This is a genomic window from Nitrosomonas nitrosa, assembly GCF_003051105.1.
In the GTDB taxonomy this organism is placed as follows: Bacteria; Pseudomonadota; Gammaproteobacteria; order Burkholderiales; family Nitrosomonadaceae; genus Nitrosomonas; species Nitrosomonas nitrosa.
This window is the reverse complement of record NZ_QAOO01000019.1, coordinates 16745-38136: the sequence shown is the minus strand read 5'-3', so window position 1 is coordinate 38136 and position 21392 is coordinate 16745. Positions and strand designations below refer to the sequence as shown.

The following is a 21392-nucleotide window of genomic DNA, read 5'->3' as shown; positions in this document are numbered from 1 at the left end:
AAGCCGAAACGGAGACTAATTATACAATTAAAGCGAAGCTGACCGGTAAGCCGGGTTCTGTCTTGGACAGTCATTCCTCTAGGTGCAGGGTTACCCCTGCACTCAAGCAACCTACCCGCAGACTCGGCGAGCAGCGTCATCGTCTGCCTATTTGGTCTTGCTCCGGATGGAGGTTACCGCGTTTCACCGTAACTTAATACGCTCGTCTCTGTGGCCCTGTTCCTCACCTCACGGCGGCCGGCCATTAACCGGCATCCTGCTCTGTGGAGCCCGGACTTTCCTCTCCTTGTTTACACAAGCAGCGACTGTCTGGTCAGCTTCATTGAGTATTCTATCAATATCTTGATCAGTAATCTGATGAATCTTACTGGAAGACTGTCCGTAGTAGATCAACCTATTCTCGGACAGCATTACCTAGAGCACTGAAGAAAATATTGAGGCCTTAAATTACATCCAGTAAAGAAACAGGTAGTGTGGGGGTGCATATCACATCAAGTAAGTTGGGAGTTATGAATGCAAGGAGCGGCAAATGCCGCTCTCAATGGGCTCCCGTTTCAAACCGATTATTTGTTAGCAACCGCACTCTTGAAAGTTGCGCCAGCAGAGAATTTGGGCACGGTTGTCGCCGCAATTGAAAGTTTCTCACCTGTCCTGGGATTTTTGCCTTCACGGGCAGCGCGCTGAGTGGTTTTGAACGAACCGAAACCAGGTAGCGTCACATCACCACCGCCACTTACGGTTTCAACGATGGTATCCAGCACGGCGTTCAGAGCACGCCCCGCATCAGCCTTGGTTAAGTTGGTACGGATGGCAATCTGTTCAATCAATTCTGTCTTGTTCATCGCTTCAAATACTCCCTTTGGTTGAGAAACCGGTAGTATAACCATTCAGACATCGTTGGCATATCATAATGTCATCAACCATAAACCTCTATTTCCGGCACCGCCATGCCGATCAGCAGGCGATAATGCAACAATCTCGACACCAAGATGATGAGCAATGGAGGAAAGCACCGTGCCCGCGTCCAGTTACTCGCCTTCTATCTCACTGACTTTGAGCACATCTTCAGTCATTACTTGTAAATTTGCTTGCTTACGTAACCCGAACCCCGGATCATGCACTCGCCCCAGCAAATGGCCTTGGGTGTGGTGTACTTGGACTGACAAAACAATCAAGTATTGCGTGTCATAGCGCCAGCGGAGCCACCCGGACTGATGCCGGAGCTAGTTATATCCGCTATTCATGGTGTGAATTTCTGTGACGAGCTCTATGAATATCCAGAACCTAGAAGGTTACCCGTATATAGACGGATCTACTGCAGACAAAGCTGCCAAGTGGGATTTCCGATCCTTTTCATTAATTAGAAGAACAACTATTCGCCTTAAATGATCGAAAAATCCAGCTCAGTCAGCTTCGCCCTCGCTACGATCGCCATTCAAGGACAGCTTCCTAGAGAAGAGCATTGATTTCCTTCAATTCTTCCTCATCGAGTTCACCCACTTCCGCCTTCAGGCGTAAGCGCGACAGCAAATAGTTATAATAGGCCTGCGCTAAATCTCGACGTGCGGAGAAATATTGTTGCTGTGCATTCAAAACATCGATCTCCGTTCTGACACCGACTTCCTGCCCTAAGATGGTCGAATCCAGTTGGCTGCGACTTGAAGTCAATGCCTGTTTGAGCGCCTTGACCTGGGCGATGCCATTGGTCACGTTCAAATAGTGCTGGCGAACTTGTAAACCAACCGTGCGTCGGGTATTTTCCAGCTCCTGACGAATTTTATCCCGGTTGGCTAATGTTTCTCGCACACGGGACTGGGTCGAGAATCCCTGAAAAATAGGGACATTGAGTTGAAGCCCAACCGATTTGGATTCCAGATCGATGCCTCGCCCGGTAATGGCGCCCCCTACACCTTGCTGATTGCTATATTGCGCGACCAAATCCAGGGTAGGATAATGACCCGCTTTGGCTTTCTTTATTTCCTGCTCTGCCATCTCATAGGCAATTTGTTGAATTCTTAGCGAGAAATTTTTCTGCTCGGCCAGCGTAACCCATTCTTCCATACTGTCATAGGGCAGTGTAAGCGAATCGGAAACAATTTTATCGATACTGGTGCTCGCCAGATAATCAGGAAAGCGGTTGATGATACCCTGCAAGGTACGTTTACTGATCTCCAACGCATTACGGGCCGCAATCTCCTGAGAAACGGTCAAATCGTAACGTGCTTGTGCTTCATGAGTATCCACAATCGTGGCCACACCCACCTCAAAGTTACGCTTGGCTTGCTCAAGCTGTTCGCTAATCGCTTTTTTCTGAGTCTCCATCACTTCGACATTGACCTGAGCCACGAGCGTATCGAAATAGGCTTGCGCGACACGCAGAATTAAATCCTGGGCGGCCAAAACGAACCGCGCATCGGCTTGAGCGACTTCTTTTTTAGATTGCTCATAGATGATGAAATTTTCGATACGAATGAGCGGCTGTGTGGCAGAAATAACAACCCCACGATTTTTGATCAGCACTTCCGGACCAAGGTTAGTATCGATATATTGATTCTGACCAGTCCCAGTAGCATTAATACTTGGCAGCAATCCTGCTCTACCTTGCGGCAGTTTTTCCTGGGCAGCGATATAAGCTGCCCGTTCAGCACCATACTGCGCATCATGCTCGAGCGCTTCGCGATAAATATCTATCAGACTTGCTGCCTGCAAGGGTACATACCATAGACTGCCGATCACCAGCATGACCAACAGGGAGCGCAGCTTTCTCGTGAATACTGATTGCACGTTTCTTTGGGTAAGGAGCCCTATTGGCTCCTAATTTCGATATTTAGAAGGTAAATCGCTGTGGCTGCAACGCATTTCTCAACGGAGCGGTACAGGTTTCAAATAACATCTTGCTATGATAAACACCGGGCGCGACGCACGTAATCAGCATTGCTTCCATAAGGGGGTCTTCGCCGACGATCGCGAACAAACGCCCGCCAGGATTGAGGCTTTTTTGAAATGATTCCGGCAATACCGGTGTTGATCCCGTCAGCACGATCGCATCGTAGGGCCCATGTTGTGGCCAACCCTGGGCAGCATCACCTTCTTCCAAAGTCACATTGGAAATATCATGCACTTGAAGGTTGATTTTGGCCATATTGCAAAGCGTGGGCACGATCTCGACGCTGTAGACGTGGGAACCGAGCTCTGCCAATAACGCAGTCATGTATCCGCTGCCGCTCCCCACCTCCAAGATTTTATCGGTTTTTTTGATATGCAGTTCCTGTAGAATACGTGCTTCCATTTTAGGCGCCAACATGACGGCACCATGTTCCAACGGAATTTCCATATCGGTGAAGGCAAGCGAGCGGTACGCTGCCGGCACATATTCTTCACGCCGGACTTTATAAAGTAAATCCAATATTTTGGTATCCAAAACATTCCACGTCCGAATTTGCTGCTCTACCATATTAAAGCGGTTTTGTTCGAGATTAGTCGCGAGTTGTTTCATAATTGTTGTTATTTATGGAAGAAATAAACGAGCTTGCAATTATTTCATATTTCTATTAGTTTCACAGCTTCAGCTAGGGGTCCGCATCTGGAACGATTTCCAGAATGCTGGTGAGAGAGTCCCTTAATACCTGATGCGGATAACGCCGCCGTAGGGAAGCTCGGGATATTTCCGCTCGCTCCTTACGGTATTTTGAGGAGCATAACATGAATACCATCGTTTCAAAGCTAGAAAAATTCACGAGTGATACTGCGCACGTCGATCAGGCCGCGGTTAAGCCATTACCGAATTCACGTAAAATCTATATTCAGGGAACACGACCCGATATCCAGGTTCCCATGCGGGAAATCAGCCAGTCGGATACAACCACCCGCGAAGGTGCCGAAAAAAACCCCCCAGTCTATGTATACGACACTTCAGGGCCTTATACCGATCCAGCAACCAAGATCGATATTCGCGCCGGCCTCCCGCCTTTACGCGAAAAATGGATCGAAGAACGGTACGACACCGAGCTGCTTACCGGCTTGAGCTCGACTTATAGCCGAGAACGGTTGAATAATCCAAAGCTAGCCGAATTGCGTTTCAATCTCAAGCGACCTTCTCGACGCGCCAAAGCTGGAGTCAATGTCACCCAGATGCACTATGCGCGTCGCGGCATCATTACACCAGAGATGGAATTCATCGCAATCAGGGAGAATCAGCGCCGTGAAGCTGCAGCAGAATATCAAGAGCTGCTCACACGCCAGCATCCTGGTCATGATTTCGGTGCGGCTATCCCACGTTGGATTACCGCTGAATTCGTACGCGACGAAGTAGCTCGCGGGCGCGCCATCATTCCTGCCAACATCAACCATCCAGAATCTGAGCCAATGATCATTGGACGTAATTTTTTAGTCAAGATCAACGCCAATATTGGCAATTCTGCATTGGGTTCCAGCATACAAGAAGAAGTCGAAAAAATGACCTGGGCCATTCGCTGGGGTGGCGACACGGTGATGGACCTCTCTACCGGTAAAAATATCCATGAAACACGCGAATGGATTATCCGTAACAGTCCAGTCCCTATCGGTACTGTGCCTATTTACCAGGCGCTGGAGAAAGTCGATGGCAAAGCGGAAGAGCTGACTTGGGAGATTTTCCGCGACACCTTGATCGAACAAGCAGAACAAGGTGTAGACTACTTTACCATTCACGCTGGCGTGCGCCTTCCGTTTATTCCCATGACAGCTAAGCGCATGACGGGTATCGTCTCGCGCGGTGGGTCGATCATGGCGAAATGGTGTCTGGCGCATCATCAGGAGAGTTTTTTGTACACGCACTTCGAAGAAATCTGCGACATCATGAAAGCCTATGATGTCAGTTTCTCACTGGGTGATGGCCTGCGCCCCGGCTCGATTTACGATGCCAATGACGAGGCACAGTTCGCTGAACTGAAGACATTAGGCGAGTTGACACAGATTGCCTGGAAGCACGACGTGCAAGTGATGATTGAAGGACCTGGTCATGTACCCATGCACCTGATCAAGGAAAACATGGATCTCCAGCTCAAATATTGTCAAGAAGCTCCCTTTTATACCCTCGGCCCCCTCACGACCGATATTGCGCCGGGATATGATCACATAACATCGGCGATAGGTGCCGCCATGATCGGCTGGTATGGCACAGCCATGCTGTGTTATGTCACGCCCAAGGAACACTTGGGTCTTCCTGACAAAGATGATGTCAAGGATGGCATAATCGCCTACAAGATCGCAGCTCATGCGGCTGATTTGGCTAAAGGCCATCCGGGAGCACAAATTCGTGACAATGCACTTTCCAAGGCTCGCTTCGAATTTCGCTGGAATGATCAATTCAATCTGAGTTTGGATCCGGACAAAGCCAAACAATTTCACGATGAAACCTTACCGCAAGAAGGTGCTAAGCTGGCCCATTTTTGTTCCATGTGTGGCCCTAATTTCTGTTCGATGAAAATTACGCAAGATGTGCGTGATTATGCGGCGCATCAAGGGGTTTCTGAAGATGAAGCGCTGAAAATTGGCATGCAACAGAAATCGGCCGAATTCGTGGAAAAAGGTGCGGAGATTTACAGCAAATTATGATTTTATCGACATTTTTTTCTTATTTTATGCGTTTCCCACTCTTCAATAGCAGGCTCGCATGGATTGGCCAATACTAATCAAAGCATTGATCCTCGGGATCGTCGAAGGGCTGACCGAATTTCTGCCGATTTCTTCCACCGGTCATTTGATCCTGGTAGGAGATTTGCTTGATTTTAACGACGAAAAAGCCAAAGTTTTCACCGTAGCCATTCAGTTGGGCGCCATTCTGGCAGTATGCTGGGAGTATCGCGCACGCCTGAGTGCGGTCATTAAGAATATCGGTTCAAACGAATCGAATCGTTTCGTATTCAATTTATTGATTGCATTTTTGCCAGCGGCTATCCTGGGACTCCTATTCGTCACAACCATTAAGTATTATTTGTTCCATCCTTTGCCAGTGGCGATGGCATTGATCATTGGGGGAGTGCTGATCTTGTGGGCGGAGCGGCGCAAGCACATCGTCGATGTCGAGCGGGTGGAAGATATGGATTGGAAACATGCGCTAAAAATAGGTTGTGCGCAATGCCTGGCACTGATTCCGGGAACATCACGCTCAGGTGCAACCATTATTGGTGGATTGTTGTTTGGTTTATCCCGCAAGGCAGCAGCTGAGTTTTCATTTTTTCTGGCGATCCCGATTATGTTTGCGGCAACTTTTTATGATGTTTATCGGAGTCGTGACCTATTGCAGATTGAAGATCTGAGTATGTTTGCAATCGGATTCATTGCCGCATTCGTGAGTGCCTGGTTAGCGATTCGTGGATTGCTGCGTTATATCAGCAATCATGATTTCACCATCTTCGCCTGGTACCGCATCGGATTTGGTCTCGTCATTCTGGTTACTGCTTATTCGGGGGTAATCTCGTGGTCAACGGTGTAGAAACAGCGGTGTAGAGACAGAACAGGCTCGGCCCAGCCTGATATTGGCGGGAGAGCAATACGCAACCCACACTGTAGTGGGTTATTGCATCCCGCACCTTTGACAGGTTTACGATGAACACGTAATTTAGTAACTAACTTTGTACCCACGGTAAGTCAGCTGCTTTCCATCCGCCCTTCCGGCCACGGTGGCCCGTTTCATCTTTATCGCCCTCGAATCCTTCCAGGATATTGTAACAATTTGGAAAATCGGATTGAGTGGCAATCGTTGCCGCGTAGTCTGAACGACCACCGCTGCGGCAAAGAAACATGATGATGTCGTCTTGGTCTACCCTCTCGGCAACCTGGTCGATGAAATTAGGATTAGGCTGCATACCTGGATAGGTTTTCAACTCGACTTCGATTGCGCCAGGAACACGGCCAACCCAATCCAGCTCGGCCTTGCAACGCACATCGATCAGCTTGGCATTGGGCACTGACTGTAACAATGCAAATGCCTCCGCGGGTAACAAAGCCCCCTTGTAAGGGAGAGCCATGTCTTCGGCGCGCTCATGCGCTTTTTCGAGTATCGTCGTTGCTTTTTCCATAAGTCTGTATTTAATCGTTAAAACCTGAAGTGTAAACAATGTGGAGCACCGAAGCAAAGGAATCGGAGCTGTTCTGAACTGATTCACCCAAGATGAATCTCATGTAGCATACGTCAACATTATTCATCATTTGAATCGCTACCATGCTTTATCTGATTTCAATTGTTTTGCTGATTGCTTTGGTTGTGGGCCCTTCATACTGGGTCAAGCACATCATGGAAAGATACAGTGAGCCAGAAGATCGCTATGCGGGTACAGGAGCCGAATTAGCGCGTACCTTGCTCGATCAGGCCAATTTACCGCATGTGAAGATCGAAGTCACAGACCTCGGCGATCACTATGATCCCTTAGAAAAAGTGGTGCGCCTAACCCCTGACAAGTACCACGGCCATTCACTGACAGCTATTACCGTCGCCGCGCACGAAGTCGGTCATGCCATTCAAGATCGGGAGGGGTACTTACCATTGATAATGCGTACCCGCCTCGTCCAGCTTGCCGCTCCGGTAGAAAAACTGGGCGCAGGCATCCTCATGCTAGCACCCATTGTGGTGGTTGCGACGCGCGCACCGATCGCAGGCGCATTATTCCTGGCAGGTGGACTATTGACCCTGGGAACGTCGATCTTGGTGCACTTGCTGACTCTGCCTATGGAAATGAACGCCAGTTTTGCTCGCGCATTGCCACTATTGGAGCAAGGAAATCATCTCAAACCAGGCGATGCGCCGCATGCGCGCAAATTACTCAAAGCTGCTGCTTGGACCTATGTTTCTGCTTCGCTCATGACATTACTCAATATTGCGCGCTGGTGGGCAATCATTCGGCGGTAGTGAGCAAAGCGCGGCATGCCCGCTTGCATAACCCCTCTTGTAACAAATCGTTAATTTAATCGTAACAATATCGTCATGATGGCTTGCTAGTCTGCTTCCTTCAAGATTTTTAATGTGAGGGAACTAATTTATGTCCAGATTTGGCAATTGGCATGGCCAGCTAACAGCGCTGTCTGCCGCCGTACTCAGTACAATTTCATTCAATGCTCAAGCCGCTACCGCAACCTATAATCCGGCTGACGGCACCGTCGACTTGCCCATCGTCGAAGTGCTCGATGGCAATTCATCATCGTTTTATAGCGCAAGATTGCAACTGGTAAGCGACAATGAACTCATCCTGATTGAAGCGCAACCCATACCGGCCAGCAAAGGTGTACAGCGCAACGTGTTTGACTCTGCCACCTCGGCAGTGCATGTCGCTGCTGTAGTAGCAGGTTCGGATCAGTATTACGCCAAGCTGAGATTGGTACCGGGTTCCAACCCTATGCAATTCACATTGGAGCAATTAGTCAATAATGAATTTCAAGGTTGCCCTGATTTTTCCACTCCAGGACCATCGGCAGGCAGCTGTGTCTTGAGTGGCGAAATCAAAAGAGACATCACGCTGACCAAAAACATTCAGTGGATTCTGTCCGGTGGTGTTTTCATCGGCGGGGACAAAGTAGATAGCGCCATCCTTACCATTAATCCCGGAACCAAAATTTTTGGTCAGCAAGGCGCCGATTTCCTGTGGATTAGGCGTGGTTCGAAAATCATGGCAGAAGGCACACCCGATAATCCAATCGTGTTCAGTGGCCCATCCCAGCAAGTAGCGGGTGAATGGGGAGGCCTGGTCCTTTCCGGCCAAGCGCGAATCAATGGGTGTAATGAAGATGTCGCTGTCTGTGAAGTCGCCAATGAAGCGATCACTTCTGAATTCTCAGGTGGCAATAACGATGCCGACAGCAGCGGTATTCTAAAATATGTGCAAATACTGTTTGCCGGATTTGCCGTGCGACCTGACGAAGAGTTGAATGGATTAACGATGAACAGCGTTGGCTCAGGAACACTGGTAGATTATGTGCATGTGCATGCAGGTCTGGACGATGGGATAGAAATGTTTGGTGGAACGGTCAACATGAAGCATCTCGTCTTGACCAATATCGAGGATGATAGTCTCGATTGGGGCCTGGGTTGGCGCGGTAAAGCGCAATTCGTTCTGGTTAAGCAGTCAGCTAATGATGGCGATCATGGTATCGAAGCAGACAACAATCCGACCAACAACAACCTTCAACCCCGCTCCAAGCCAATTCTGTCAAACATGACGTTTATCGGTACACCGGTATCCCAGTCTTCGGGCGCGCTGTTGCGCAGGGGTACCGGCGTCAATATTTGGAATTCGGTGTTTACCCAATTCAGAAATTGTTTGACGATTGATGGCGAAGCTACTTCGGCGCTTGCAAGTGCGCCAGGAGAATTGACCATCAACCATTCTTTTGTGCATGGCTGTGAGAACAATTTCTCTGAATCGAACAATGCAACAATCTCAACTGCCGATTGGTTTAACTCACAAGCTGGTAACAGTACAGCGGATCCACTTTTGAATGGTTATTTACCGACATTTGGTTCCCCATTAACGCTTGCTGGTACTGCGGTTAGTGATGCTTTCTTTACACCAGTCGATTATGTTGGCGCCTTCCGTGATGCAGATGATGACTGGACACAGGAGTGGACTTTTCCTTTCTAATTGATCTGTGATCGGGATAGGGGCGATCAGTATACCTGACCGAGCCCCTCACACACCACCCGACATGCTGGCCACACTCGGTCGCACATAAAAAAGCCCTGCTTGCTCCAGTAGCAAGCAGGGCTTTTGCATTTATAGTCTTCTGCAATTGCCTCTACTCGGCGCACCATCAAACGAAGCATTTTACAAGCACGCCAAATAATAGTAATATTGACGTGGATTTATTAAGTGGCTGGATGAATAACCTATATTTTTAACGAACAGATCTGAAAGGAGTAGGTATCGATGACTTATATCAGCGGATGGGCGGCACGGGGTGCAAGGCAAAAACTCGAGCCTTACTCGTATGATGCCGGTCCACTCGGGCTGGAAGAAGTTGAAGTTGCGGTAGAATACTGCGGCTTGTGCCACTCCGATCTATCGATTCTCAATAATGAATGGGGCTTAACACAATACCCCGTCATTCCGGGACATGAAGCAGTAGGCCGCATCGTTGCAATGGGTGACCGGGTCAAAAGTTTGAAAATCGGTCAACGCGTTGGTATAGGCTGGAATGTCAACAGTTGCATGCATTGCCATGAATGTCTGACAGGCGCACACAATCTCTGTTCAAAGGCAGAGCCCACGATTATCGGGCATCATGGCGGATTTGCAGAGCGCGTGCGTGCGCATTGGATCTGGGCAATTCCGCTGCCGGCCACGCTTGAAATATCCTCTGCCGGACCATTGCTTTGTGGTGGAATCACAGTCTTTGCACCGCTGATTACGTTTGGCGTTAAGCCCACCGATCGAGTCGGCGTAGTCGGCATTGGCGGTTTGGGTCATCTTGCGCTGCAGTTTGCGCACGCCTGGGGATGCGAAGTGACGGCATTCAGCTCGAATTTAGCAAAAGCAGAAGAAGCCCGCGGGTTCGGGGCACACCGCATTGTTTCGAGCCGTAACAGTGCGGAGATCCTCAAAGTAGCCAACTCACTCGATTTTCTACTGGTAACCGTCAATACCCCGCTTGACTGGACGTCATTACTCAAGACTTTACGGCCTAACGGCCGCATGCATGTCGTCGGTGCCGTGCTAGAACCCTTGGCCATTCCTGCGTTCGAGCTGATCATGGGGCAAAAAACTGTTTCAGGATCACCGACCGGTGGGCCGGCAGTCATGGCGACCATGCTCGATTTCGCGGCACGACACCATATCGCACCGCAGGTTCAACATTTTCCACTCAACAAGATAAACGATGCGATCGCACACTTGGCGGCTGGTAAAGCGCGCTATCGTGTGGTGCTGGATCATGTCGACCGTACCGACTTTGGGGTAAGGTCGATTTAATCCGCCTCTGTCCATTTCATTCTCGTAGAATCGGAGATTCTTCCATTCTTTTCCTACATTTGATTTTCTGGCTGCTAGCTTGCGTTGCAACCGTGTCCTGTAGTTATGCGGCAAACGTGGAACAGTCTTTCATAATGTAACTAGGTTAAAATATCGGGTGTACTTTTCTGCTCATTGCGCTGAATACCAATGCATACCAGTAGAAAATTGAATCTATGGCCTCAAGGCTGATAAGTAAATAAACAAAAGGATCCAATATGAAATTTCAGACCGATGATTTGCGTATTATCGGCTTGCATGAACTGACTCCACCAGTCGAATTACACCGTGAATACCCTGTTACGGAAGTTGCGACCGAAACGGTATATGCCGCACGACAAGCAGCTCACAATATTTTGCATGGCGAAGATGATCGCTTATTGGTCGTGACGGGCCCTTGTTCAATCCACGATGTCGATGCAGCGCTGGAATATGCGGCCCGCCTGAAACATCAGCGTGAAATTTTCAAGAATCAATTGCACATCGTCATGCGGGTGTATTTCGAGAAACCACGCACCACCGTCGGATGGAAAGGATTGATCAACGACCCTGACTTGGACAATAGCTTCCACATCAACAAAGGTTTACGCATGGCACGTAAGTTACTGCTAGATTTGAACAATCTGGGCATGCCTGCGGCAACAGAATATCTCGATCTGATCAGTCCACAATACCACTCAGACCTGATTAGCTGGGCCGCTATCGGCGCACGCACCACTGAAAGCCAAGCTCACCGTGAACTGGCCTCCGGCGTATCTTGCCCAATTGGTTTCAAGAACGGCACTTATGGCAACTTGAATATTGCCATCGATGCAATTGCGGCAGCATCCCGCCCACACCATTTTCTCTCGGTCACCAAAGAAGGACATACCGCAATTTTTGCGACCAAAGGCAATGAAGACTGCCATATCATTTTACGCGGTGGGCGCAAACCCAATTATGATACGGCCAGTGTCGCCGCAGCCATCGAAGAGCTGGCCAAAGCCAAGTTACCCTCCTATCTCATGATCGATTTCAGCCATGCAAATAGCCATAAAGACTACCGCCGCCAACCCGAAGTCGCTGCCAATGTAGCCGAACAAATTGCCAGCGGCAATAAAGCCATCTGCGGCGTGATGATCGAAAGCCACTTGGTCGAGGGCAATCAAAAGGCGGACGGTAAAAAACGCGAAGAACTGGTTTATGGACAGAGTATTACCGATGGCTGTATCAGTTTCGAGACGACCGAGCAAGTACTACAGCAGCTAGCAGATGCTGTGGAAAAACGCAGAAAAGTAAAGCATTAACGAATGCGCTGAAAAGCACGAAAATATTTTCAATCTGAAGTTTTACATAAGCTCATGCATTATTTTTGGAGCTGTCCATATCGGTTACTTAGCTAGCCCGAAATATTGGGGCTAGCTTCTTGTCGCCAGACCATAATGTAAAGACATGCGGTAAGCGCTGAGGGCAGGAATAAGGCCGAGCAATAGCGTGCCGGCCAGGATGAGGCTCAAAATACCGAGTGTCTCGCTGTTAAATGCAAATGAGTCAATGAAAACACCATAATTTTCAACAAGAAACGATTGGGCAAACTGAATACTCATCGTCAATGCAAGCATGGCGACCAGAACACCAGTCAAGGTGATCAAAAGCGCTTCGGTTTGAATGATCATAAACACGAAAAACGGACTTGCGCCGATTGCGCGAAAGAGTGCGATTTCACGCCGTCTTTCACGTAAAGACGAGAGCAGCATGACGCTCAATCCCAGCAATGATGAGAACAGCACCAGAAGTGAGATCAATCTAAGCGTGTTTTCCATCACACCCATCATTTGCCAGAGTTCGGTCAACGCAATACCCGGTAAAATGGCGAGCAAAGGTTCTTTGGAATAGGTGTTGATTTGTCGTTGCACATGAAACGTGGTCATTTTCGATTTGAGCCCCACCAGAAAAGCGGTAATACTTTTGGGTGTCAAATCTCGCTCTGCCAGCGCGTCTAACGATGTTTTCCTAGCCGGTATTTTTACGCCGTTCCTCCAATTGAGGTGGATTGCCTCCATGCCCTGCAAGCTTACATAAAGGGCCTGATCCACAGGCGTGCCAGTGGGCCGCAATATTCCAACCACTTTGAATGGATGATCGTCATGGAGGCTAAAGCTGGCTTGCCCAAGGCCGTGCGCCAGGATGATTTCGTCATTCAAGCGATAACCGAGTTTTTTAGCCAAATCAGCACCAATCACGACATCGAAGAGCTGTGAAAAAGGTTGTCCCTGCGAAAAAGATAGCGGTGTATTTTGACCAAAACGGAAATGAGTAAAATAGTCTTGAGTCGTACCCACCACCCGAAAACCGCGATGGGAATCCCCCAATGATATCGGTATCGTCCAGGCCACTTTGGGATCGGCCGCAAGTTCGCGGTAGCTTTCCCAAGCGATATTGTTCGTGGCGTTACCCATGCGAAAAACAGCGTACAGCAACAGGTTTAGCTGACCTGTGCGGGCGCCGACGACAAGATCGACACCTGATACCGTTTTATTGAAACTTTCTTTTGCTTGGTGACGAATATGCTCTACCCCAAGCAATACAAAAATACTGATGGCGACCGAGATCAAGGCAAGCAATACGGTGCCTTTCCGATTGAGCAGGCTATGCCAGATCACATTAAGAAACATCATTTCCAGCTCCAAGCCGATTGATTTCCGATAAGTTAACGACATGGTGAAAATAGTGGGACAGCGCGGTATCATGGCTCACAAATATCAATGTGCTGCCTCGGCTCTGGCTGATTGCCAACAACACATCCATAAATGCATCCCGTAAATCGCTATCCAAAGCGGAGGTGGGTTCATCCACGATCAGTATCTCTGGCGCATTCACCAATGCCCTGACTATCGCTACACGCTGCTGCTGGCCAACGCTAAGATGGTTCGCCTTTTTTGTAATCAGCGAGTCATCCAGCGCCAACGCAGCGAACAGCTGCTTTATCGTTGAATCAAAGTCGATCTGTTTCTTCCTGCCAAAATAGGCAGCAAGTTGGATATTATCGAGTACACTTAAATAAGGAATGAGATTGAATTGCTGAAATACGATGCCAATATGCGCGGCTCGGAAGCGATCCCGCTCGCGGGCAGACAGCGCGCCCAGCTCCTGACCCAGTACTTCGACGGTACCTCGTGTGGCTACCAAGATACCCGCCAGTAAATTCAACAAAGTTGATTTTCCGGACCCGGAAGGCCCTCTGAGAAAGACATGATCGCCCTGGGCGATATGCCATTCAGGGATATCCAGGACAGGCTCCTGCCTTTTCCCAGGATAGGCAAAGTACAAATTTTCGAGCATGATAGCCGCAGTTGCCTCGTCTAAAACGGCTGATTTTGCATTTTCCGGAAAACTCGGTTGCAAGAAAAACCTCCTGGTCGATATTGTTCTGGCTCCAATGTACTATACTGTAACACCAACTTGCATAGACTTGAGGAGAGTTAAACGACGGGTTATGAATTCCAATTTTTTCGCTACAAAATCAAAGTCTGCGGCAATTGTCTGTTTTCTTGCCGGACTTCTGGCCGCGTGCTCCCAAAACGATCCAAACACTGATGCGAGTGCTGTCACCAGCGCTCAAACAGGTGCACAACAGCAAGGCGCGCAGACCATTGCTTATACAACCATTCAGTGGATCGATTTACTGCCACAGGAAGATCTGGACGCTTTGATGAATCCACCAGAATATCTCGACGAGATCGAAGATGGTTCCGAGGAAGATATGCTAAGCAGCCAATTCATGCTGGCGATGGCGCAAGCGAGCGACGATCGTTATATGCAAGCGCTGACATCCACTCGCATCAAGCCTGAATTCGACAATCAGAATATCAGGATACCCGGCTTTATCGTACCGCTCGAATTTGGTGAGCAGCTTGTCGTGAAACGCTTTTTTCTAGTCCCTTTTTTCGGCGCATGTATCCATGTTCCACCTCCTCCCCCCAATCAGATTATTTATGGCATTTTCGAGAAAGGACTAAAACTTCAAGCACTACACGAACCGGTTTGGGTAACGGGCACTTTGAAAACATCGCTGACGGAAAATGCGGTTGCGACATCTGCTTATACGATAGAAGTCGCAGAGATAGAAATATATACGGAATAGCTCCAAACATTCCGTTCCCGTGTTGACAAAAAAACGCGGAGTATAGCAACTGCCTTGCGTTCTTAATTTAACCTTAGCGTAGCGTCACTCGGCGTCAGTGAAGTCGAACCCTGCCTGCCTTGGGAAATCCATTGTGCCTTGATTGTCTGGATCCCTGGAAAAAGTGAAAAGAGCGTCGTCGAAATGGCCCGTAAATCGCTGGCTTGTTCGCATTGGAAGGTATAGTTTGCTTGGAAGTCAGCATGTTCATGGTGCGCTTCCTGGGCGCTTTCATGTTCGTGACGGTGAGGATGATTATGTGCAGGCTGACCAGGATAAGGCACGTTTATTTCTTTGCTTTCCAGCAGACATTGGGTAGCGCCAAATTGAAACAAGCGATCGGTGGCAGCCAGTATTTGTCGAGCATTCGATAAAGCTGCCTTTTGCTCTGGATTAATGGGTGCATGCTCAAATCCGACCAGGTTGATTGCTGGCGATTCAAACTCGATGTACACAGTCGTGCCCTCCTGCACAACGTTGAGCACGGCTTCCCCGTGAACATGCGCACCCTGTAAAACAGGGTTCCCTGATGATAAAACAGGAGCGCTGCTTGCCGTCAGAATCCATACCCAACCCATCAATAAGGGCTTGTTCAGCATAATTTTCATTCCGAGAAAAATTGTCTAGTATCGAAGCCTGTATATATCATTATTCTAATTGAACGTTGTAGAGAAAATTTCGAATATTTGCTCGATCTGCCCAAAAAAAGGGCATCCGCACAAGCGTCTCATCTCATCTTACGCAAAGGTCAATTAATGACATATCACACCCCTGTTCCGGTAGAAAATGCTTCAGTACCGGTGCTAACGAAACGATCGAAGGTGCGTTCGATTACCGAACGATCGATATCACGTGTAATAAAAACGATGCGTGTGCGGTGATCTTCTGATGGCCACTCAGCTAACTCGACAGGCGGATGAAAAATATGTTGCACGCCATGAATGATGATAGGCCCTGAACGGTGCTTCAGGTTGAGCATACCTTTCACACGTAAGATATCCGGACCTTTGAATGCCATCAATAGCCCCAGCCACTGATCAAATAATTCTGGCTCGATTGGCGTATCAAAAGTGAAGCTAAACGCCCGGATATGATCGTCATGACCATGAATATCTTGTTGAGCAACCTTCTGTTTCTTCTGAAATCGCTGTTTACTTAACTTCCCAGTGATCGGTTGGTAACGGAAAGTATCCGACGCATTTCCCGCCTGTTTGATGGTTCCTGCATATGCTGACTCATTGAGCCAACCCAATACATCAGGTGCTTTCTGATCAAGGAAAAACAGGTGAGCGCCGAACAACGCTTGTCCATCTGTTTCACCGTTCAAGACGCGTAGCTGCTGGGCAGTTGGATTGAGTCGAGCAAGCCGATGTTGCAAATCCGTTAGCTGTGTTTCGTCAATTAAATCATTTTTGGTGAGGATAAGCCGGTCTGCCACCGCCACTTGTTTGATGGCTTCAGGATGGCGATGGAGTGTCTGCATCCCATTGACACTATCGACTGTGGTAATCACAGCATCCAGACGATAACGAGACGCGATGAAATCGTCGGTCATGAGCGTATGTATGATGGGAGCCGGATCGGCCAGACCCGTCGTTTCTATCATGACGCGCTTGAATTTTCGCTTTCCTTCTCGCGAAAAACGCCAGCCAATTTCTCGGAGTGTGCGCGCGAGGTCGCCGCGTATCGAACAGCAGATACAACCGCTGTCCATCTCCGTCACGACTATTTCATTGCTTTGAGTAACCAGTAAATGGTCAAGGCTGATCTCGCCAAACTCGTTAATGATGACCAAGGTATCGCTGAAAGCGGGTTGGCGGACCACGCAATTGAGCAAGGTAGTCTTGCCGCTGCCTAGGAACCCCGTCAGGATGGCTATAGGAATAAGTGGCTGGGAGGAAGTAAATTCATTGGTCATAAAGTCGCTCAATCAGTTCGCGGCGTTCCTGCGCTTCAAGACAGAGTGAGGCTGTGGGTCTTGCCAGCAATCGAGGAATGCCGATGGGCTCACCCGTCTCTGCACACCAGCCATAGGTCCCCTGCTCGATGCGCAACAGCGCATCATCAATTTTTCTAAGCAATTTGCGTTCACGATCCCTCACTCTCAACGCCAGCAGGTATTTTTCTTCCGTGCTCGCTCGGTCGTTGGGATCAGGTTCCGGCTCAGTCTCTTGCATGCAGTCAAGTGTTTTTTGCACATTCTCGAGTAATGCGCGTTTCTCATTTTCCAGTTTGGCACGAAAAAAAGCCCATTGTGCCGCACACATATAGTCGCCCGAAAGTACATCAGGCATGGTTTTTTCTTCTTCTGAAGAAGCCAATATTCTTTTATTGACTCGCATCGTTTCTCACCTTCGTTACCACATCGTTATCGGCCGGCTCGAAACGGTATTCCCGCTCGACGCGTTGCTGCCACTCATCAAATATTTCAAATTTCAAGTTTCTCATCACGCATGTCACATTTATATTATTTGAAATAAGAAATGTTATAACATATCATAAAAAAGAACAGCACAAATGATATGTACAAACGTTTCAAGAAACTCTTTTATGTATTTTTGCTTAGTCAGCCACCGATTGCACGCTTACGGCAGTGGCGAAATATTATCAGTATCTTATTGATTATGAGCATACCCTATCCAGCTCTTGCAGCAGATAACAAATCAAACGATTTCATCCTAAAAACGGAATTAGCGGATTCTGCCGGCAATGAGGCTGCCGTCCATTTAAAACCCATAACAATCATCGGGATTGACTCCAATCAACCAACCCAATCAAACACCAGCATTCTAAAAGGTAGGCTGCTGCATTTACAGAGAAGCGATACTCTCGGCAGAACGCTCGAAAAAGAATTAGGTGTCAGCAACGCTTCTTTTGGACCGGGCGTGGGTATTCCCGTGATACGTGGCCTCACAGGTTCGCGCATTCGCATGCTGCAAAGTGGTATCGGCAGTCATGACGCCGCCAGCCTCAGCCCAGATCACGCTGTAGCGATCGACCCCCTGTTTGCTGAAGAAATCACCATCATACGTGGTCCCGAAACGGTCCGTTATGGTGGCAACGCCATCGGGGGAGTTGTCGATGTCAAAGATCACCGTATTCCCGAACGTGCACCTAAGAACCTCGTCAGCGGCTCCGTGGAAAGCCGTTACGATACCAACGGAAATGGCACGAATTCAGCCGTTAAATTGAATCTGGGCAAAGATTGGCTGGCATTCAATCTGGGTGGTTTTTATCGCAGCCGGGGCGATATCCGAATTCCTGGCAAGGCAATCGATGAGCACTTCATAGCGCAACAGTACGGCCTAACGGACATACAGAACATTTCAGGCAAAATTCCCAACACTGATAGCGAAAGCAACGGTGGCTTTGCCGGAATCTCGTGGCTAGGTGACACTGCCATGGCGGGAATGTCGATCAGTCATGTGGATAACCGTTATGGTGTGCCGAGAGGCAGTCATGGGTTGGATCCCAATCATTTAGGGGGTTTGGAATTAATTCTGCCTAAACTGAACGATCTGACCGGTTTTGAAGATATTTTTGGTCCGCAAGCCCTTTTCCCCAATATCCGCCTGGCTATGCGGCAAACACGCTATGATTTTAAAAGTGAATGGTATGAACCGATCCGAGGCATTGAACGTATCGGTTTTCGCTATGGGTTGGTGGATTATCAGCATACCGAAATCCAAGGAGGCCTTCCTTTTACCAAGTTTAAAAATGAGGCGGGCGAAGGCCGGTTCGAAATCGATCATCATTTTTTTCCACGGTTAACCGGTACGTTCGGCGTGCAGTGGATTGGCCGAAATTTTTCCGCACTGGGCGTCGAGACCTTTGTGCCAGAAACCAAACAGCATTCATTGGGTTTCTATACGACCCAGCAATACACCTGGAATCGCTGGATTGTGAGCGGGGGGGTCCGTATCGAGCAATCCCGTGTCAACCCCAAAGCAAGTGAACTGAGATTACGTGGCAGCGCCTTGCCGCCCATCCCACTGCCAGATGAGCTGAAATATCAGACAACCTCCTTTTCATCCTCGCTACAAAGAAATCTGGTGGATGATTTAACCATGACGATTTCATTCAACCAAGGCAAGCGTTCCCCGGATATTCAGGAATTGTTGTCACTCGGTCCACATTTATCCATACGGAGCTTCGATATCGGTAATGTGCAACTGAAGAACGAAACCATGAATATGGTTGATCTGGGCTTTGACTGGAAAAAAGAGCGTTTCAGCTTACGGGTCAATGGTTACTACAACCGTACTGATGACTTCATTTTTCAGCGCAACACCGGTTTGGTTTATGAGATCGACAACGAAGTGATTCGGCAGCAATGCGTGAGTAAAGCTGAATGTGTATCGATTTTCGCTTACGATCAGCAGGATGCTGAATTTATCGGTTATGAATCCGAATTTGGAGCAACCCTCTACAAGTTACCGCAAGGTGATCTCTTATTGACCCTGTTTTCCGATTATGTGCGCGGACGCTTTGTGCGTGGTATGCACGGCGATGTACCACGCATGCCCCCACTGCGCTACGGAATTGAACTGGGGCTGGACAACAGTCGATGGAATAGCGCATTACGCTATACCCGGGCAGAAGCACAAAATCATCCAGGCGAAAATGAAACTATCACGAAAGGCTACCACCTGTTAACCGTAAGCGCGGATTATCAGATGAAAATGGGTAAATGGGCCGATGTCTGGTTGTTCGCCAAAGGCACCAACCTGCTGAATGAAGAAATACGCAGCTCGGTTTCATTCTTAAGAAATTTCGCACCTGAACCGGGCCGAAGTTTTGTGTTGGGATTAAGGGCAACGTTTTAAGCATGAGCCGTCCCGTTTTATACTCACTGGTTGCGGCGTTGATGTTTAATCATTCTGTCTTTGCCCAGCACTTGGACGTTGAAGTCTGGGGACAAGGCAATGCATTGTTTGCCGGCTATTGCCGTACCCCCGGTGTTGTCGGCTGCGACTTGAATGGCCTTACGCAAACATTGCAATTGCCTGCGGGAACGTTACCTTTAGAAAACGCTACGGGCAGACTCATTTTTTTGGCTGATTTTCGCGATTTTTCAGGTGGCGATTTCAAAACCAAAAATCCAGGATTTCAATCCGCGCAAAATGCGCTGCTACCTAACGAACTGCTAAGCTATCGCGCGCTTGGCACGCTTAAATACTGGGACCCAGTATTATCTGCCTGGGGAAACCCACCTTATGGCATTCAGGTCAGGCTGTTTGGCGGGCTGGAAGCCAGTCGCCAAGTTATCAGCGACTACTCACAGTGTGCCGGGCAGCTATTTTGTTTCAGTGAAGGCGGTTTGGGCGTCGATGGCAGCACCGTCTTCTCTGCCGATGGCATCCTTGGCAGCCCTGAATTGGTCGTCGATGTAACAAACAACAATGGCATTCTCCATACCCACCTCAGCTTTTTCCTGGAAAACTGGCAAGGTGAGATAGGCGGGCCGGTCGGCGCCTATCTGGTCACAATGCAGCTGATTTCTAACGCCCGTTATTTTCCTTCCGAACCGTTTCTGATTCTGTTCAATGCTGGGTTAGACGAGAATGCGTTCGCTACGGCTTTATTGGCGCTTATCGGCGAGCCTTCGAATAGAGACCCCATTCCGCAGCCGGTCATACCGGTATCGATCCCGGGAGATGTGGACTTGGATGGGGATGTCGACCGAATCGATGTAGCGCTCATTTTGCTGGCTGCGCAAAACAATGAACCTCTACAACCGGAAAACGCCAGATTCGACGTTAATGGCGATGGCATCATTGACCGCGCAGATGCTTCCCTGGCTAAAGCATTATGCACACTGAGACTATGCAATATCCCGACTGATGCCCCCGCGACGGCATTGAATGTAGCGACGGTCTATGATGAAAAAACCGGCATGTTGAGTCTGAACGATATTCAAGTGAACGACCAACACTACCGCGCGCAACTGCAACTTCAAGATGAAGCTCTCTTCGTACTGGCTACGGTACAACTGGACAAATCCCGCTACGTTTCGCCAGCACGCTATGACGTAGAAAGCGCCTTATTGGAGATTCCTGCAGTTTTCACGAATGGAAAATTCTACAAAGCGGTTTTGCGCAACATAGGAGATTTCAAATTCCGGCTGGAACAGTTGGAAGAAACAACCGTGGCTTTTGAATAACAGCCGTTTTTTTTAAGTGTTAGGGAAATACTCGTTCCATCGAAGAATCAATCATAAACAAAAACTTAAATTCATTTAGGAGGATGTC

General features: G+C 48.6%; 18 protein-coding genes, 1 other RNA gene, 1 pseudogene and 1 riboswitch. Of the genes and pseudogenes, 9 read left to right on the top strand and 11 right to left on the bottom strand.

Features of this window, described 5'->3' with window-relative positions:
- Window positions 1-30: 30 nt before the first annotated feature.
- The 5 genes and pseudogenes from rnpB to C8R30_RS11180 all read right to left on the bottom strand — a co-directional run bounded on the left by rnpB (window position 31) and on the right by C8R30_RS11180 (window position 3496).
- An RNA gene (rnpB, locus tag C8R30_RS11200) (RNase P RNA component class A) lies at window positions 31-321 on the bottom strand.
- Window positions 322-563: 242 nt separating this feature from the next.
- Window positions 564-842 carry an HU family DNA-binding protein gene (locus C8R30_RS11195; RefSeq protein ID WP_090667441.1) on the bottom strand — a complete coding sequence of 93 codons (279 nt, stop codon included), beginning with the start codon at window positions 840-842 and terminating at the stop codon, window positions 564-566.
- A 186-nt stretch (window positions 843-1028) separates the two neighbouring features.
- Window positions 1029-1202 (bottom strand): annotated as a pseudogene (locus C8R30_RS16180) (DUF4172 domain-containing protein); the annotation flags it as partial.
- Between the two features lie 247 nt (window positions 1203-1449).
- Window positions 1450-2742, bottom strand: a complete 1293-nt coding sequence (locus tag C8R30_RS11185) for a TolC family outer membrane protein (RefSeq protein ID WP_090667512.1) — start codon at window positions 2740-2742, stop codon at window positions 1450-1452.
- Between the two features lie 85 nt (window positions 2743-2827).
- Window positions 2828-3496, bottom strand: a complete 669-nt coding sequence (locus tag C8R30_RS11180) for a protein-L-isoaspartate O-methyltransferase family protein (RefSeq protein WP_107790149.1) — start codon at window positions 3494-3496, stop codon at window positions 2828-2830.
- A 65-nt stretch (window positions 3497-3561) separates the two neighbouring features.
- A riboswitch (TPP riboswitch) is annotated at window positions 3562-3670 on the top strand.
- Between the two features lie 32 nt (window positions 3671-3702).
- Here C8R30_RS11180 and thiC point away from each other — a divergent pair.
- Together thiC and C8R30_RS11170 are read left to right on the top strand one after the other, a co-directional pair.
- Entirely contained in the window at window positions 3703-5595 is a 1893-nt protein-coding gene (gene thiC / locus C8R30_RS11175) for a phosphomethylpyrimidine synthase ThiC (protein ID WP_107790148.1), read from the top strand.
- Between the two features lie 58 nt (window positions 5596-5653).
- Window positions 5654-6475 (top strand): undecaprenyl-diphosphate phosphatase, encoded by an 822-nt coding sequence (locus tag C8R30_RS11170; RefSeq protein WP_090667433.1) that lies wholly within the window; start codon window positions 5654-5656, stop codon window positions 6473-6475.
- Window positions 6476-6608: 133 nt separating this feature from the next.
- On the opposite strand, the gene C8R30_RS11165 is transcribed toward C8R30_RS11170, so the two are convergent.
- Window positions 6609-7061: a rhodanese-like domain-containing protein gene (locus C8R30_RS11165; protein WP_090667430.1), complete on the bottom strand. Its 453-nt coding sequence runs from the start codon at window positions 7059-7061 to the stop codon at window positions 6609-6611.
- Window positions 7062-7204: 143 nt separating this feature from the next.
- Here C8R30_RS11165 and C8R30_RS11160 point away from each other — a divergent pair, with 143 nt between their 5' ends.
- The 4 genes from C8R30_RS11160 to aroG all read left to right on the top strand — a co-directional run bounded on the left by C8R30_RS11160 (window position 7205) and on the right by aroG (window position 12265).
- Window positions 7205-7888, top strand: coding sequence for a zinc metallopeptidase (locus tag C8R30_RS11160; protein WP_107790147.1), 684 nt, complete (start codon window positions 7205-7207; stop codon window positions 7886-7888).
- A 130-nt stretch (window positions 7889-8018) separates the two neighbouring features.
- The gene (locus C8R30_RS11155) at window positions 8019-9614 is read left to right on the top strand and encodes a hypothetical protein (protein WP_107790146.1); all 1596 of its coding nucleotides are present in this window, start codon (window positions 8019-8021) and stop codon (window positions 9612-9614) included.
- A 285-nt stretch (window positions 9615-9899) separates the two neighbouring features.
- Window positions 9900-10940 (top strand): NADPH-dependent aldehyde reductase Ahr, encoded by a 1041-nt coding sequence (gene ahr / locus C8R30_RS11150; RefSeq protein WP_107790145.1) that lies wholly within the window; start codon window positions 9900-9902, stop codon window positions 10938-10940.
- A 257-nt stretch (window positions 10941-11197) separates the two neighbouring features.
- Entirely contained in the window at window positions 11198-12265 is a 1068-nt protein-coding gene (aroG, locus tag C8R30_RS11145) for a 3-deoxy-7-phosphoheptulonate synthase AroG (protein WP_107790144.1), read from the top strand.
- 111 nt (window positions 12266-12376) lie between these two features.
- Here aroG and C8R30_RS11140 read toward each other — a convergent pair whose 3' ends face one another.
- Window positions 12377-13636 (bottom strand): ABC transporter permease, encoded by a 1260-nt coding sequence (locus C8R30_RS11140; protein WP_219908855.1) that lies wholly within the window; start codon window positions 13634-13636, stop codon window positions 12377-12379.
- Complete coding sequence (locus C8R30_RS11135; protein WP_258192017.1) at window positions 13623-14363, bottom strand: ABC transporter ATP-binding protein; 741 nt, start codon at window positions 14361-14363, stop codon at window positions 13623-13625. Before C8R30_RS11135 ends, C8R30_RS11140 begins: the two co-directional genes overlap by 14 nt.
- 91 nt (window positions 14364-14454) lie before the next feature.
- On the opposite strand from C8R30_RS11135, the gene C8R30_RS11130 reads away from it, so the two are divergent.
- On the top strand, window positions 14455-15102 hold the full coding sequence (locus C8R30_RS11130; RefSeq protein ID WP_090667412.1) for a DUF3299 domain-containing protein: 648 nt from the start codon (window positions 14455-14457) through the stop codon (window positions 15100-15102).
- A 62-nt stretch (window positions 15103-15164) separates the two neighbouring features.
- On the opposite strand, the gene C8R30_RS11125 is transcribed toward C8R30_RS11130, so the two are convergent.
- The 3 genes from C8R30_RS11125 to dksA form a co-directional block, all read right to left on the bottom strand.
- Window positions 15165-15740 (bottom strand): DUF2796 domain-containing protein, encoded by a 576-nt coding sequence (locus C8R30_RS11125; RefSeq protein WP_181258736.1) that lies wholly within the window; start codon window positions 15738-15740, stop codon window positions 15165-15167.
- Window positions 15741-15904: 164 nt separating this feature from the next.
- A complete protein-coding gene (locus C8R30_RS11120; RefSeq protein ID WP_107790142.1) occupies window positions 15905-17059 on the bottom strand; it encodes a CobW family GTP-binding protein in 1155 nt (384 codons plus the stop codon).
- Window positions 17049-17483: an RNA polymerase-binding protein DksA gene (dksA, locus tag C8R30_RS11115; protein WP_107783426.1), complete on the bottom strand. Its 435-nt coding sequence runs from the start codon at window positions 17481-17483 to the stop codon at window positions 17049-17051. Before dksA ends, C8R30_RS11120 begins: the two co-directional genes overlap by 11 nt.
- A 180-nt stretch (window positions 17484-17663) precedes the next feature.
- Here dksA and C8R30_RS11110 point away from each other — a divergent pair, with 180 nt between their 5' ends.
- A complete protein-coding gene (locus C8R30_RS11110; protein ID WP_107790141.1) occupies window positions 17664-19967 on the top strand; it encodes a TonB-dependent receptor in 2304 nt (767 codons plus the stop codon).
- A gap of 2 nt (window positions 19968-19969) precedes the next feature.
- A complete protein-coding gene (locus tag C8R30_RS11105; RefSeq protein WP_107790140.1) occupies window positions 19970-21304 on the top strand; it encodes a dockerin type I domain-containing protein in 1335 nt (444 codons plus the stop codon).
- The last annotated feature ends 88 nt before the right edge of the window (window positions 21305-21392 follow it).

Excerpts from the sequence above, each read along its gene's own strand:
- C8R30_RS11195 (WP_090667441.1), bottom strand. The coding sequence starts at position 842 with ATGAACAAGACAGAATTGATTGAACAGATTGCCATCCGTACCAACTTA.
- C8R30_RS11185 (WP_090667512.1), bottom strand. The coding sequence starts at position 2,742 with ATGCTGGTGATCGGCAGTCTATGGTATGTACCCTTGCAGGCAGCAAGT.
- C8R30_RS11180 (WP_107790149.1), bottom strand. The coding sequence starts at position 3,496 with ATGAAACAACTCGCGACTAATCTCGAACAAAACCGCTTTAATATGGTA.
- thiC (WP_107790148.1), top strand. The coding sequence starts at position 3,703 with ATGAATACCATCGTTTCAAAGCTAGAAAAATTCACGAGTGATACTGCG.
- C8R30_RS11170 (WP_090667433.1), top strand. The coding sequence starts at position 5,654 with ATGGATTGGCCAATACTAATCAAAGCATTGATCCTCGGGATCGTCGAA.
- C8R30_RS11165 (WP_090667430.1), bottom strand. The coding sequence starts at position 7,061 with ATGGAAAAAGCAACGACGATACTCGAAAAAGCGCATGAGCGCGCCGAA.
- C8R30_RS11160 (WP_107790147.1), top strand. The coding sequence starts at position 7,205 with ATGCTTTATCTGATTTCAATTGTTTTGCTGATTGCTTTGGTTGTGGGC.
- C8R30_RS11155 (WP_107790146.1), top strand. The coding sequence starts at position 8,019 with ATGTCCAGATTTGGCAATTGGCATGGCCAGCTAACAGCGCTGTCTGCC.
- ahr (WP_107790145.1), top strand. The coding sequence starts at position 9,900 with ATGACTTATATCAGCGGATGGGCGGCACGGGGTGCAAGGCAAAAACTC.
- aroG (WP_107790144.1), top strand. The coding sequence starts at position 11,198 with ATGAAATTTCAGACCGATGATTTGCGTATTATCGGCTTGCATGAACTG.
- C8R30_RS11140 (WP_219908855.1), bottom strand. The coding sequence starts at position 13,636 with ATGATGTTTCTTAATGTGATCTGGCATAGCCTGCTCAATCGGAAAGGC.
- C8R30_RS11130 (WP_090667412.1), top strand. The coding sequence starts at position 14,455 with ATGAATTCCAATTTTTTCGCTACAAAATCAAAGTCTGCGGCAATTGTC.
- C8R30_RS11125 (WP_181258736.1), bottom strand. The coding sequence starts at position 15,740 with ATGCTGAACAAGCCCTTATTGATGGGTTGGGTATGGATTCTGACGGCA.
- C8R30_RS11120 (WP_107790142.1), bottom strand. The coding sequence starts at position 17,059 with ATGACCAATGAATTTACTTCCTCCCAGCCACTTATTCCTATAGCCATC.
- dksA (WP_107783426.1), bottom strand. The coding sequence starts at position 17,483 with ATGCGAGTCAATAAAAGAATATTGGCTTCTTCAGAAGAAGAAAAAACC.
- C8R30_RS11110 (WP_107790141.1), top strand. The coding sequence starts at position 17,664 with ATGTACAAACGTTTCAAGAAACTCTTTTATGTATTTTTGCTTAGTCAG.
- C8R30_RS11105 (WP_107790140.1), top strand. The coding sequence starts at position 19,970 with ATGAGCCGTCCCGTTTTATACTCACTGGTTGCGGCGTTGATGTTTAAT.